We start from the raw sequence: 14482 nt of genomic DNA on the forward strand, positions 1-14482 counted from the left end.
ATTATTTAATTGTTTATAATATACAATGAATCTATGAAATATCTGGAGGGAATCAAAGATGAAGAAAAGTTATAAAATTGATGTAGACTGTGCAAATTGTGCATTAAAGATGGAAGATGCAGCAAAAAAGACGGAGGGAGTTTTGGATGCGTCTGTGAGCTTTATGACATTAAAGATGAAGGTGGAATTCGCTGAGGGTGCCAATCCACAGGAAGTAATGGAGAGGGTGAGAGAAAATTGCAAGAAGGCAGAAGCTGATTGCGAAATCTTCTTATAGGAAATAAGATTTACTAAATTGTAAGTAAATTAAAAAAATAATTACTTTACCAATCCTTATTTTGTGCTATGATATAATCTTGAGTAGTGATTTTAGAAATAAGGAGGAAGGAAAGTGACACAGACAAAATCAAGAATAATGTCCTTTGTAATGGCAATGTTTGCATTTTTGGTCGTCTTTGTGATGGGACCGAAATTGACAGCACAGGCCAGTGTGACACCAAATATCTCGACACAGCTTTTTTATTCACAGAGCGGTTGGGCTGATTGGAAGAAGGCAAAGGAGTTAGCATATCAACAGGGGCAGGGCACTCCATCAGCAGTTCGTGTTGCCATCGAAGGACAGCCAAGCTATATGACAGGAACGGTTCGCTATTCTATAAATTCTAGCGGACAGGGCTGGTTAGATTGGGTAGAAAATGGTGCAGAGATCGGTGCTGCCGATCAAAATGGTGCACCAATGGAAGCAATTAAGATGGAAGTCAACGGACAATTGGCATTTCACTATGATGTGTACTACAAGGTATATCAAAATAAGGAATGGTCTGATTGGAAGAAGAATGGAGAGGTTGCTGGCACAGAGGGCAAGGGACTTCAAATCGAAGGACTTGCTGTGGCCATGACAAGAAAGGGTGCACCAGCACCAGCAGATAATGTCTTTGGTTCAAAGAACTTAGGTTCATTTGATCCATCAAGGCCAATGGTTGCACTTACCTTTGATGATGGTCCAAAGAGAGCTAACACAGAGAGAATTTTAACTGTATTGGAAAAGTACAATGCACGAGCAACATTCTTTATGGTTGGAAAGAGTGTGGATGATCACTCAAAGGATCTCTTGGAGAGAATGGTAAGAGATGGGGATGAACTTGGAAATCACACTTATGATCACAAGCAGTTGACGAAGTTGACACCTGAGCAAGTGGAAAAGGAAATTATGACCACCAGCGAAAATATTTACAAGGCTGTTGGTCAATATCCGACAGTAATGCGTCCACCATATGGCGACTTAAACAAGAATATTCAGGGACAGATCAATGGTCTTGGTTACCCTGTCATTATCTGGTCTTTGGATACACTCGATTGGAAGACAAGAAATACACAGTCAACGATCAATGCGATTTTAAACAATATCAAGGATGGAGATGTTGTCTTGATGCATGATCTTCAAGATTCTACTCCAGGTGCTGTGGAAGTGGTTGTTCCAGAGCTAGTTAGAAGAGGTTATCAACTTGTGACAGTGTCTGAACTTGCAAGCACAAGAGGTGGATTGAAGGCTGGACACAACTATGGTTCATTTCGACCAAAATAAAAAATACTAGGCAAATACAGGGTTTTACGCTACAATAAAACGGAGTAGGCCACAAAAAGAGGACAGATGGCATCTGTCCTCTTTTTTGCTAGTAGAAGAGAAAGGAAGAAGATTATGATTAGTGCAAATGGGGTTACATTGCGAATTGGAAAGAAAGCTCTTTTTGAGGATGTAAATATTAAATTTACCGAAGGGAATTGCTATGGCTTGATTGGAGCTAATGGTGCAGGAAAATCGACATTTTTAAAGATTTTATCTGGACAGATTGAGTCGACCAGCGGAGATATTGTAATTACTCCAGGACAGAGACTTTCCTTCTTGGAGCAGGATCACTTCAAATATGACGATTTTACCGTTCTTGACACCGTGATTATGGGAAATCAAAGGCTCTATGATATTATGAAGGAGAAGGATGCCATCTATATGAAGGAGGACTTCTCTGATGAGGATGGAATTAAGGCGGCAGAGCTTGAGGGAGAGTTTGCCACAATGAATGGTTGGGAGGCCGAGTCCGACGCAGCCAATCTATTAAATGGTCTGGGCGTGGACACAGAGTTTCATTATTCTTTGATGAAGGAATTAAATGGTGCAATGAAGGTCAAGGTGTTGCTTGCAAAGGCACTCTTTGGAAATCCAGATATTTTGCTTCTCGATGAGCCGACAAACCATTTAGATTTGGATGCGATTGCTTGGCTTGAGGAGTTTTTGATTAATTTTGAAAACACCGTAATCGTTGTCTCACACGACCGCTATTTCCTCAATAAGGTTTGTACAATGATTGCTGATATCGATTATGGAAAGATTCAGCTCTATGCAGGAAACTATGACTTTTGGTATGAGTCAAGTCAGTTGATGATTCGCCAGATGAAGGAGGCCAATCGCAAGAAGGAAGAAAAGATTAAGGAGTTGAAGGAATTTATTCAGCGCTTTTCTGCCAATGCATCAAAGTCAAAGCAGGCGACATCAAGAAAGAGAGCACTCGAAAAAATTGAGCTCGATGACATTCGTCCATCTTCAAGAAAGTATCCTTATATTGATTTTCGACCAAATCGTGAGATTGGAAATGAAGTGTTGACTGTGGAAAATCTCTCAAAGACCATTGATGGCGTAAAGGTGCTTGACAACATTAGTTTTGTACTCAATAACACAGACAAGGTGGCATTGGTTGGACCAAATGAGCGTGCAAAAACGGTATTGTTTAAGATTTTGGCAGGAGAGATGGAGCCAGATGAGGGAAGTTATAAGTGGGGACTGACGACAACACAGTCTTATTTTCCAAAGGACAACACAAAGGACTTCTCTGGAGATGAGACGATTGTAGAGTGGTTGACCCAGTATTCAGAAAATAAGGATGCCACCTATGTGCGCGGATTCTTGGGCCGTATGCTCTTTGCTGGTGAGGACGGCGTAAAGAGTGTAAAGGTTTTATCAGGTGGAGAGAAAGTTCGCTGTATGCTTTCAAAGTTGATGATTAGTGGAGCCAATGTCTTGATGCTCGATGAGCCAACAGACCACTTAGATATGGAATCCATTACAGCACTCAACAATGGATTGATTAAGTTTAGTGGTGTGTTAATTTTTTCTTCTCGTGACCATCAGGTAGTGGAAACCACAGCCAATCGCATTATGGAAATTATCAATGGAAAACTTGTGGATAAGATTACCACCTATGATGAGTATCTTGATTCGGATGAGATGGCAAGAAAGAGATTTACTTTCTCCGTGGGTGCTGAGGAAGAAGCTGACGATTAAAGGAGTATTTTGTTTTGAAAAAATTCATTTCTTGGAATGTCAATGGTCTGCGTGCCGCAGTGACCAAGGGATTTTTAGATTTTTTTCGTGATATTGATGCAGATGTCTTTTGTGTGCAGGAGACAAAATTGCAGGAGGGGCAAATTGAACTAGATTTGCCTGGATATTACGACTACTGGAATTATGCAGAAAAAAAAGGCTATTCTGGTGTGGCCATTTTTACGAAGGTCAAGCCTATTTCTGTCAGTTATGGGATTGGCTTAGAAGAGCATGACAAGGAAGGGCGTGTCATTACAGTGGAGTATGAAGATTTCTATCTGATTACTTGCTACACTCCAAATTCAAAAAGAGATCTATTGCGTCTTGACTATCGAATGCTTTGGGAGGATGCTTTTCTTGACTATGTAAAGAAATTAGATCGCATTAAGCCAGTGATTTATTGTGGCGATTTAAATGTTGCCCATAGAGAGATTGATTTAAAAAATCCAAAGACCAATCGAAAAAATGCAGGATTTACAGAGGAGGAGAGAAACAAGATGGATATTGCTCTTTCCTCTGGGTTTACCGATAGTTTTCGACACATTTATCCTGACAAAGAGGGAGAGTATTCCTGGTGGTCCTATATGGGGGGAGCCAGAGCCAAAAATGTGGGTTGGCGCATTGATTACTTTATTGTGTCCGATCAACTAAAGGACAAGATTGTTGATGCAAAAATTCATCAGGAAATCTTTGGTTCTGACCACTGCCCTGTAGAGGTCGTTATGGATATTGAGTAACAGGAAGGAAAGAAGGCAATAAGATGGACATCGAGATATTGGAAGGGTATAACCATGAGATGGGGATAGAAATGCTGGCCGATGGTTTTGTAGCCAGTGCCATTTCTCACGGTGCAAGATGTAGTATGGTCTTGTACGAGAGAAATGTAAAGAATGCAGTGAAAGTACTTGATTTTCCGCTGGAATATCGAATGGGTGATGTCTGGAATATGCGTGTAAAGGTTGATGATATCAAAGCACTAAAAACAATGGAATATGCCTTCTTTGACGGCGAGCACATATTTGCAGATCCCTGTGGAAAGAGCTTTTCTGGAAGAGATGCATGGGGAAAATTAGATCAAGTGCATAATCAAAAGAGAAGTCCACTGTATCAGGAGGATTTTGATTGGGAGGGGGATAAGCCTTTACATAGATCAGAATCAGAAACCATTCTTTATCGCTTACATGTGCGTGGCTTTACAAAGTCAGCATCGAGTAAATGTGTGCAACGAGGTACATTTGCAGGAATTGTAGAAAAGATAGATTATCTTCAGACACTGGGCATTACCGCGATTGATCTCATGCCCTGTCAGGAGTTTGAAGAAATTATGATGCCAGATCGGCGAGATCCCTATGGCAATGATTTGCCGACAGGAAAGATCAATTATTGGGGATATACTAGGGCCTGTCACTACGCACCAAAGGCAAGTTTTTCAAAGAAACGCCCAAGAAATGCAGTCAATGAGATGAAGACACTGGTCAAAGAGATGCACAGGGCTGGAATTGAAGTAATCGTTGAGTTTTATTTTGATGGCAGTGAGATACAAACCTATGTCCTTGGAGCACTTCGCTATTGGGTGAGAGAATTTCATTTGGATGGCATACATATTACAGGAAGAGCACCACTGGAATTGATTGCACAGGATCCCTATTTAAAGAGAACAAAAATTATTGCTCAGTACTATCCACAAGATATTGACCGAAGCGGACATCTATCCACATTTAATGATAATTTCCTTGTGGATATGCGAAAGTTTTTAAAGGGCGATGAGGGTATGCTTGAGCGAGTGATGTTTCATGTTCAAGATCGCCAGGGGGGAATTTGGCCAATTCACTATATGGCCGATGTGCGTGGCTTTTCTTTGCAGGATATGGTCAGCTATGATATTAAGCACAATGAAGCCAATGGCGAAGACAATCGAGATGGCAGTGATTATAATTACTCTTGGAATTGTGGTGCAGAGGGAGTATCGAGAAAGAAGGGGGTACTCAACCTTCGAAAGAAGCAGATAAAGAATGCATTATTACTCCTATTTTTGAGTCAGGGGATTCCTTGCATTGTGGCAGGGGATGAATTTGGTCAATCGAGGAAGGGCAATAACAATGCCTATTGTCAGGACAATGAAATTTCTTGGATTGACTGGAAATTGAGTCACAAAAATGAGGAATTACTAAAGTTTGTACAAAAGCTGATTGCTTTTCGGAAGGCACATCGAGCGTTTTGTGCAAAGGAAGCACCAAGATTGATGGACTTTAAAGGATATGGAAAGCCGGATATCTCCTATCACGGCGTCAATGTCTGGCAGCCACGGACAGAGCATTGGAGAAGACAACTTGGCGTGCTCTACTTTGGAAAGTACAATGAGGATCAAAGCATCTATGTTCTCTACAATATGCATTGGGAGAGTCATAAATTTGATCTACCTCATCCAGAGACCAATCAAAAGTGGCATGTGGTTATCGATACAACTCAAGAAACTGGATTTTTGCCTCTGCCTTTGCCTGTTGGAGCGGCCATTTCTATGCCACCAAGAAGTATAAAGATTTTGGTCAGCCAAGAGGCATTTAATCTTGTCAAGGTGACAAAAGTACCAAAACGCAAAAAGTTATTAACTATAGAGGATGGCAACAAGAAAAGCTAGTAGATACTATATGTTGTGGCTGATTGTGAAGTTTAAAACTAGATACAGTGATTTGGCGTTTTTACGAATTGACGAAACCCATCCAGAGAACCTATAATATAGCTACCGAATAGCTACTTGAAGTAGTCGGTAGCTATTATTTTTTTGTATCAATAGTACCAATGGGGATGGTACTTTTAGATTTTGGAGGGAATGAAGATGAGAGTAATCAAAAGAAGTGGGTCAGAGGTGGAGTTTGACATCACAAAGATTATTGCGGCGGTGAATAAGGCCAATGCCACAGTCAGTGATGACAAGAAATTGACCAAGGAGCAGATTACAGAGCTTGCAGCAGATGTAGAGGAGGTTTGCAAAAATATTGGGCGTGCAGTGAGCGTGGAAGAAATACAGGATATGGTCGAGAACCATATTATGGCAGCGGGGGCATTTGAACTGGCTAGACAATACATCACCTATCGCTATGTCCAGAGCCTAAAGCGCAAGGCCAATACAACAGACGAAAAGATTTTATCTCTCATCGAATGTGAGAATGAGGAGGTAAAGCAAGAAAATTCCAATAAAAATCCGACCGTCAGCAGTGTGCAAAGAGACTATATGGCGGGCGAAGTTTCTAAGGATTTGACCGAGAGAGTTCTTCTTTCTGCCGATGTTGTAGAGGCACATAAGCAGGGAATTTTACATTTTCATGACTCCGACTATTTTGCACAGCATATGCACAACTGTGATTTGGTCAATCTTGAGGATATGCTACAAAATGGAACCGTCATTTCCGGAACCTTTATTGAAAAGCCACATAGCTTTTCGACGGCCTGCAATATTGCTACGCAGATTATTGCACAGGTGGCTTCTAGCCAATACGGTGGTCAAAGTATTTCATTGTCTCATCTAGCTCCATTTGTGGATGTCAGCAGAAAAAAGATTTGTGCACAGGTTGAAGAGGAGATGGAGGGACTGTCTGTCAGCCAAGAGAGAAAGGATGAGATTGTTGACAAACGACTTCGCCAAGAGATCAATAAGGGTGTACAGACCATTCAGTATCAGGTTGTGACCTTGATGACCACCAATGGACAGGCACCGTTTATCACCGTATTTATGTATCTGAACGAGGCAAAGAACGAGAGAGAAAAGGAAGATTTGGCGATGATTATTGAGGAAATGATCCGCCAAAGACATCAGGGCGTAAAAAATGAAGCAGGCGTTTGGATTACACCAGCATTCCCAAAATTGATCTATGTACTTGAGGAGGACAACATCAAAAAGGGAAGTAAGTACTATCACTTGACTGAGCTTGCTGCAAAATGTACGGCAAAGCGTCTTGTTCCAGATTATATCTCCGAGAAGAAGATGCTGGAATTAAAGGTGGACAAAAATGGTGAGGGACATTGCTACACTTGTATGGGTTGTCGAAGTTTTCTTACACCCTATGTGGACGAAAATGGCAAGGCAAAGTACTATGGTCGATTTAATCAGGGTGTGGTGACCATCAATCTTGTCGATGTCGCTCTTTCAAGTGGTGGCGATGTCGATCGCTTCTGGGAAATCTTTGAGGAGAGATTAAATCTTTGTCACAAGGCCTTACGTGCTCGTCATGAGAGATTATTGGGTACACCATCAGATGTGGCACCAATTCTCTGGCAATATGGTGCACTTGCTAGATTAAAAAAGGGCGAGGTCATTGATAAACTTCTCTATGGCGGATATTCAACCATTAGCCTTGGCTATGCTGGGTTGTACGAATGTGTAAAATATATGACAGGAAAGAGTCATACTGATGACTGTGCAAAGCCATTTGCCCTTGCCATTATGCAAAAGATGAATGACAAGTGTAAGGAGTGGAGGAAAAAGGAAAATATCGATTACTCCATCTATGGCACACCGCTTGAGTCAACAACCTATAAATTTGCTAAGAGCTTGCAAAAGCGCTTTGGTGTAATTGAGGGAATTACGGATAAGAGTTATATCACCAATAGCTATCATGTGCATGTGGGCGAGGAAATCGATGCATTTACAAAGTTAAAGTTTGAGAGCGATTTCCAGAAGCTCTCTCCAGGTGGAGCGATTAGTTATGTAGAGGTTCCCAATATGCAGGACAATATTGACGCAGTGATGAGCTTATTGCAATTTATCTACGAAAATATTATGTATGCAGAGCTAAATACTAAGTCAGATTACTGCCAGTGCTGTGGATATGATGGTGAAATTAAGATTGATGATGATCATGGAAAGCTTGTCTGGGTATGTCCAAAATGTGGCAACAGGGATCAGTCAAAGCTCAATGTAGCACGCCGCACCTGTGGATACATTGGAACACAGTTCTGGAACCAAGGAAGAACACAGGAAATTAAGGACAGAGTGATGCATCTGTCGACATTGAGTGATATTTCGATTAAGGGAAATCTTTCTCATTCCTCAGCAGTATAGAAGGATAGAGATTAGTCACAATAACAAGAAGAATAGGAGAGGTCGGTGCTTTGCCGACCTCTCCTTGATTGGAGAAGAAAGATGAATTATGCTCAAATATTTCTGTGTGACATTGCCAATGGCCCGGGATGTCGCACAAGTGTATTTGTATCGGGTTGCACACATTACTGTAAGGGGTGTTTTAATGAGGCCGCTTGGGATTTTCAGTATGGAAAAGAATTCACAACCTATGTGCAAAATAAACTGATTGAGGAGAGCAATCTTCCCTATATTGAAGGCTTTACCTTTCTTGGTGGAGAGCCCATGGAAGTGGTCAATCAAAGGGAGCTTCGCCCATTTATTGAGCGGATTAAGCGAGAACTTCCAGAAAAAAATATTTGGATTTATTCGGGCTATACATGGGAGGAATTGATAGACGAAAATAATACAAGGTGCCACAGTGAGGATACGGAAGCGATTCTTTCTATGATTGATGTGCTGGTGGATGGTGAGTTTGAGCAGGACAAAAAGGATGTCAGCCTCCGTTTTCGAGGCTCTTCTAATCAGAGAGTCATTGATGTGCGAGCAACTAGGAAAAGCGGAAGTATTGTACTCAGTCCCTATGGAGAAAAGGGATAAAGAAGAGGGGGGAGAGAAATGCCAATTGGAATTATTAGTAACGCACTCGTGATTATTTTTGGTGGAATAGTTGGAAGTCTCTTGGGACATAAGATGAGTCTTGAGTTTAAAGAAAATATGAATATGATTTTTGGTGCGGGTGCAATGACGATGGGAATTTCTAGCATTATGCTGATGGAGAATCTGTCAGCTGTGATCTTTTCTGTGGTTGTGGGAACAGCGATTGGCATGGCCATTCACTTTGGACAGTGGATTGCCAAGGGCGGAGAGATGATGGAGAAAGGAATTGGAAGGTTTATAAAGAAAAAGGAATCGAATATTTCAGAGGAAGAATTTCGTTCTACCTTAATAACCATTATTGTCTTATTTTGTGCAAGTGGAACAGGAATTTATGGCTCAATGGTCTCTGGAATGACCGGGGATTCGACCATCTTAATTTCTAAGTCCATTTTAGATTTCTTTACCTCAATGATTTTTGCCTGTCTGCTCGGACCGGTAGTTTCCTTTATTGCTATTCCGCAATTTATTATTTTTATGCTATTATATGTACTTGCAGGTGTTATTTATCCGCTAACAACACCGACAATGATTAATGACTTTAAGGCATGTGGTGGCGTGCTCTTGTTGGCGACAGGCTTTCGGATGATTAAGGTAAAGATGTTTCCGACGGCGGATATGATTCCTGCAATGATTATAGTTATGCCTGTGAGTGCGTTTTGGGTAAATGTGGTTATGCCAATCATTGCTCGCTAGGCATCAAAAGTAGGAGGAAGTAAATAATGAAAGTAATCTTTGTCAATGGCAGTAGCCATAGGGATGGGACAACAATGCAGCTAGTCAAAGAGATGCAGGATGTATTTGCAGCAGAACATATTGATACAGAAGTTATTCAGCTTGGAAACAAGGCAATGGAAGATTGTATTCAATGTGGATATTGCTTTAAGCACAATCGCTGTGTGTTCAATGATGACGAGGTCAATCACTTTGTGGAAAAGGCAAAGGATGCCGATGGCTTTGTATTTGCCACACCTGTGTACTATGCACATCCAAGTGGAAGAATTTTGTCATTTTTAGACCGTGTATTTTTTAGTGCACCAAAGGGAAAAAATAGCCCATTTGCATTTAAGCCAGGAGCCTCAATTGCAGTTGCTAGACGAGGAGGAACTACAGCTTCATTTGATGTTTTGAATAAATACTTTGGAATTTCGCAGATGCCTGTGGCGGGTTCAACTTATTGGAATATTAGTCATGGCTATGAGGCCAGTGAGGCCAAGGAGGATGAAGAAGGAATGCAGACTATGCGAAATCTTGCCAGAAATATGATTTGGATGATGAGAAGTTTTGCACTTGCCAAGGAGCAGGGCATTCCATATCCTGAGACAGAGAAAAAAGTAATGACAAACTTTATTCGCTAGATTTGAAACGGGGAGAGTGTGACTCAAAATGAGTTACACCCTCCCATTATTTGTCAATGATTGTATTTTTATTTAGAAGGCGGCTATTTGATTAACTCTTCGACTTCATGAATATCGACAAGTAATCCGCCACCAGAAGCCGCAATTTTGTCTCCAAAGCGATAGCTTGGCACAGCCTCAAAGGCGAGGGTTTCCCAAACTCGTTTGTTGTTGGCAACGACTTGGTTTGCATAGACATTTTCCTTGAGTGAAGAAGAGACATCAGAGGCATCTGCACCACAAAGAGAAACAAATTCACACAAAAGTGCAGGGTCATCAATTCTTCTTTTTTCAACAAAATGTGCATGGTAGACAAGGTCATTGTACTTTGCAATATCCAGTCCCCTCTCCTGTAAGTAACAAGCTACTTGTGCAGCAAGGTCAGAATGAATCGGTGCAGGTTCTGGTCTTGGATGTGCCTCACAAGGGATGTATTCTACTTTGGTATCTGGATATTTTTTTAAGAGTGAAGAAAGCTCCTGTAATCCCTTGTAACAATATGGGCAGGCATAATCAAAATATACTTCTAATTTTTTCATTGTTTTCTCCTTATCAATTTTATGGTCATAGTTACTAGCTTTATTATAACAAATCTTCTCCAACTAGCCAATATGTATCATTTGTGTTATCATAATAGAAGCATTTTTAATGATGAAGGAGAATGGATAATAGATGGAGAAGATTATTCTTACAGGAGATCGACCAACGGGAAGGCTTCATGTGGGGCATTATGTTGGCTCATTAAAGAGAAGAGTAGAATTGCAAAATTCTGGTGAATATAAAAAGACAATGATTATGATTGCGGATGCACAGGCATTGACGGATAACTTTGATAATCCAGAGAAGGTTAGACAAAATATTATTGAAGTCGCACTCGACTATTTGAGTGTCGGCCTTGATCCAACAAAGTCAACCATTTTTATTCAATCGCAAATTGCAGAGCTCTGCGAATTGACTTTCTATTACATGGATTTAGTGACGGTATCAAGATTACAAAGAAATCCAACCGTAAAGGCCGAGATTATACAAAAAAATTTTGAGGCAAGTATCCCTGTTGGATTTTTTACCTATCCAATTAGTCAAGCCGCAGATATTACAGCGTTTAAGGCAACGACTGTTCCTGTGGGAGAAGATCAATTGCCGATGATTGAACAGACAAGAGAAATCGTAAGGAAGTTCAATGCTACCTATGATGAAGTTTTGGTGGAGCCAGAGGCATTGATTGCAACCAATAAGGCCTGCCTTCGTCTTCCTGGAATTGATGGAAAGGCAAAGATGAGTAAGTCCTTGGGCAATTGTATTTATCTTTCCGATACAGCAGATGAAGTTGCCGCAAAGATTAAGACCATGTACACAGATCCACTGCATGTTCAGGTTTCTGATCCAGGACATTTGGAAGGCAATACAGTATTTACTTATCTCGATGCATTTAGCAGAGAGGAGCATTTTGCACGTTATTTGCCAGATTATGCGAATTTGCAGGAATTAAAGGATCACTACACAAGGGGTGGACTTGGCGATGTCAAGGTAAAGAAATTTCTGACCGCGATTTTGCAGGAGGAGCTTGAGCCAATCAGAAAACGCCGTGCAGAATATGAAAAAGATATTCCGGCGGTGTATGAGATTTTAAAGAAGGGCACAGAGGAAGCCAGAGCCATTGCGGCCCAAACCTTGAGTGAAGTAAAGAATGCGATGAGAATTAATTATTTCGATGATGCAGAATTGATTCGCTCTCAAGCTGAAAAATATAAGAGAGCAGAATAGGAGAGGACAGGATGAAAAAAATCACAAGTTTTACCATCGATCACAATAAGTTATTGCCAGGAGTTTATGTTTCAAGAAAGGATGCGGTTGGCAATCAAGTGGTGACCACCTTCGATCTTCGAATGACTAGACCAAATTTTGAGCCTGTAATGAATACGGCCGAGATGCACACCATTGAGCACTTGGGAGCAACCTATTTGAGAAATCACGAGACCTTTGGCGACAAGATTATTTATTTTGGACCAATGGGTTGCCGAACAGGATTCTATTTATTATTGGCTGGAGAGTATACTTCTTTGGACATTGTGCCACTTGTACAAGAGATGTTTGAATTTGTGCGAGACTTTGAGGGAGAGGTTCCAGGGGCTTGTGCAAAGGACTGTGGAAACTTTAGAGATATGAACCTTCCGATGGCAAAGTACTTGGCAAAGAAATATTTGGATGAAGTACTGGAAAATATGGATAACACAAGACTTATTTACCCAGAGTAGAGGAAGAAAAAATGAAGTTGATACATTATCAAGTGGAATTTAAGACCTACTTGGGTGTACTTAGTCAAGATGAGGAGTGGGTATTTCCACTTTCGATGATCGGGATTGAGTACACGGAGATGGAAGAGCTCATTTGTCAAATCACAGATTCGCAATTGCAATTAATTGAACACAGTGCGACGAAGGATCCAGATACTGTGATTGGAGCAGCCAGAGTTCAGGATATTCGAATCTTGCCACCCATTGAATATCCAAGACAGGACATTATTTGTATAGGGAAAAACTACTTAGATCATGCAAAAGAGATGGCTGGCTTTGAAGGAAAAGAATTTGAGATAGAAAAATTTAAAAAAGAACCTCCGATTTTTTTCTCCAAACGAGTAGAGAGAGTGACTGGGGATGGGGATGAAATTTTGGCTCATTCCGATATGACAAAGGAGCTTGACTATGAGAGTGAGTTGGCCATTATTATCAGAAAAGATGCTAGAAATATTGCACCTGAAGAAGTGAAAGATTATATTTTTGGCTATACGATTATCAATGATGTCAGTGCAAGAGATTTACAGGCTCGACATCATCAGTGGTTTTTTGCCAAGAGCTTAGATGGCTTTGCACCGATGGGTCCAGTCATATTGACTGTCGATAGCATTGATTATCCGCCACATTTGCAGGTGAAAAGTTATGTCAATGGAGAGTGCAGGCAGGATGACAACACAAAGAATTTTATTCATAGTATTGATGAGCTCGTTTCTTTGCTCAGTCAGGGAATGACCTTAAGTGCGGGAACGATCATTGCCACAGGTACGCCATCTGGTGTGGGAATGGGATTTAGCCCACAAAAGTTTTTAGTTCCTGGCGATGAAGTAGTGTGTGAGATTGAGGGAATTGGAAAGATTAAAAATGTGGTTAGAGAATAGAAAAAAGGCCGTCTGTGTAGCGGTGGCAACAATCGTTGTCATCGCAGCAGGTGGCATTTTATGGTTTATGGGAAAAAATAGGCATCAAGAGGTAGGGACAGAGATTGTGGTAGAAAGTGTTGTGAGGACAACACAGGAGACAACACAATATGTTTCACCCATTGATTTTGCCGCACTCAAGCAGAGAAATAAAGATATTTTTGCCTATATTAAAATTCCTGGTACAAAGATTGATTATCCCATTGTGTGGAATGGGGACAACGACTATTATCTTCATCATGATTTAGATGGAAAAAAGACCCCTTACGGATCGATCTATATGGATATGGATGATCGTATTGACCTATCTTCTCGGCATAATATTTTTTATGGACATCATATGAAAGATAAGACGATGTTTCAAAATATTGTGCTATTTAAGGACAAGGACTTCTTTGAAAAACATAGGGACATCTATATTTATACTCCACAAAAGGAGTATCATCTGAGAACGATCGCCTGTCTATATACAGATGCTGACGCATCAAAGAGGCGGACAGAATTTGCCAGTGATGAGGAGCTAAATCAATATGTTGATGAGATGACAAAGGGCTGTAGTTTTCGCTCGCTTCCACAGGGAAATATTGGCTCTTTGTGGTCATTTATTACCTGTTCCTATGAGTTTGATGATGCAAGAACCATTTTATATGCCTATGAAGTATAAATTTAGAAAAATCTCATTAAAGTTTTAACAAACAAAAAAAATGACTTTATTTGCTATTTTTTGTGCGATTTTACAAATAATATATTGAAATCTGCAAAAA

Annotated in this window: 14 protein-coding genes; 13 read left to right on the forward strand and 1 reads right to left on the reverse strand. The window is 40.6% G+C overall.

Annotated elements, in window-relative coordinates; all coding sequences use genetic code 11:
- Positions 1-58 precede the first annotated feature (58 nt).
- From J5A74_04145 to J5A74_04185, 9 genes are all read left to right on the forward strand, one after another.
- Entirely contained in the window at positions 59-277 is a 219-nt protein-coding gene (locus J5A74_04145) for a cation transporter (protein QUI96503.1), read from the forward strand.
- A 114-nt stretch (positions 278-391) separates the two neighbouring features.
- A complete protein-coding gene (locus tag J5A74_04150) occupies positions 392-1585 on the forward strand; it encodes a polysaccharide deacetylase family protein (protein ID QUI96504.1) in 1194 nt (397 codons plus the stop codon).
- Between the two features lie 114 nt (positions 1586-1699).
- The gene (locus tag J5A74_04155) at positions 1700-3337 is read left to right on the forward strand and encodes an ATP-binding cassette domain-containing protein (GenBank protein ID QUI96505.1); all 1638 of its coding nucleotides are present in this window, start codon (positions 1700-1702) and stop codon (positions 3335-3337) included.
- Between the two features lie 14 nt (positions 3338-3351).
- Complete coding sequence (gene xth, locus J5A74_04160; GenBank protein ID QUI96506.1) at positions 3352-4113, forward strand: exodeoxyribonuclease III; 762 nt, start codon at positions 3352-3354, stop codon at positions 4111-4113.
- Between the two features lie 23 nt (positions 4114-4136).
- The gene (locus J5A74_04165; GenBank protein QUI96507.1) at positions 4137-6014 is read left to right on the forward strand and encodes an alpha-amylase; all 1878 of its coding nucleotides are present in this window, start codon (positions 4137-4139) and stop codon (positions 6012-6014) included.
- A gap of 198 nt (positions 6015-6212) precedes the next feature.
- Positions 6213-8435, forward strand: a complete 2223-nt coding sequence (nrdD, locus tag J5A74_04170) for an anaerobic ribonucleoside-triphosphate reductase (GenBank protein QUI96508.1) — start codon at positions 6213-6215, stop codon at positions 8433-8435.
- Positions 8436-8516: 81 nt separating this feature from the next.
- Complete coding sequence (nrdG, locus tag J5A74_04175) at positions 8517-9053, forward strand: anaerobic ribonucleoside-triphosphate reductase activating protein (protein ID QUI96509.1); 537 nt, start codon at positions 8517-8519, stop codon at positions 9051-9053.
- A gap of 18 nt (positions 9054-9071) precedes the next feature.
- Complete coding sequence (locus J5A74_04180; GenBank protein ID QUI96510.1) at positions 9072-9806, forward strand: DUF554 domain-containing protein; 735 nt, start codon at positions 9072-9074, stop codon at positions 9804-9806.
- A 26-nt stretch (positions 9807-9832) separates the two neighbouring features.
- Complete coding sequence (locus tag J5A74_04185; protein ID QUI96511.1) at positions 9833-10468, forward strand: flavodoxin family protein; 636 nt, start codon at positions 9833-9835, stop codon at positions 10466-10468.
- Positions 10469-10551: 83 nt separating this feature from the next.
- Here the strand turns inward: J5A74_04185 and J5A74_04190 are convergent, their stop codons facing one another.
- A complete protein-coding gene (locus J5A74_04190) occupies positions 10552-11046 on the reverse strand; it encodes a DsbA family protein (GenBank protein QUI96512.1) in 495 nt (164 codons plus the stop codon).
- A 133-nt stretch (positions 11047-11179) separates the two neighbouring features.
- Here J5A74_04190 and trpS point away from each other — a divergent pair, with 133 nt between their 5' ends.
- Genes trpS through srtB form a run of 4 tightly spaced genes read left to right on the forward strand, consistent with a single transcriptional unit; the run spans position 11180 to position 14382 of the window.
- Entirely contained in the window at positions 11180-12271 is a 1092-nt protein-coding gene (gene trpS / locus J5A74_04195) for a tryptophan--tRNA ligase (protein QUI96513.1), read from the forward strand.
- Positions 12272-12282: 11 nt separating this feature from the next.
- Positions 12283-12762: an S-ribosylhomocysteine lyase gene (locus J5A74_04200; protein ID QUI96514.1), complete on the forward strand. Its 480-nt coding sequence runs from the start codon at positions 12283-12285 to the stop codon at positions 12760-12762.
- Between the two features lie 11 nt (positions 12763-12773).
- Positions 12774-13679: a fumarylacetoacetate hydrolase family protein gene (locus tag J5A74_04205; protein ID QUI96515.1), complete on the forward strand. Its 906-nt coding sequence runs from the start codon at positions 12774-12776 to the stop codon at positions 13677-13679.
- The gene (gene srtB, locus J5A74_04210) at positions 13663-14382 is read left to right on the forward strand and encodes a class B sortase (GenBank protein QUI96516.1); all 720 of its coding nucleotides are present in this window, start codon (positions 13663-13665) and stop codon (positions 14380-14382) included. The genes J5A74_04205 and srtB overlap by 17 nt, the downstream gene beginning before the upstream one ends.
- Positions 14383-14482: the final 100 nt, after the last annotated feature.

The organism is Lachnospiraceae bacterium oral taxon 096, assembly GCA_018141845.1.
Taxonomy (GTDB): domain Bacteria; phylum Bacillota; class Clostridia; order Lachnospirales; family Lachnospiraceae; genus F0428.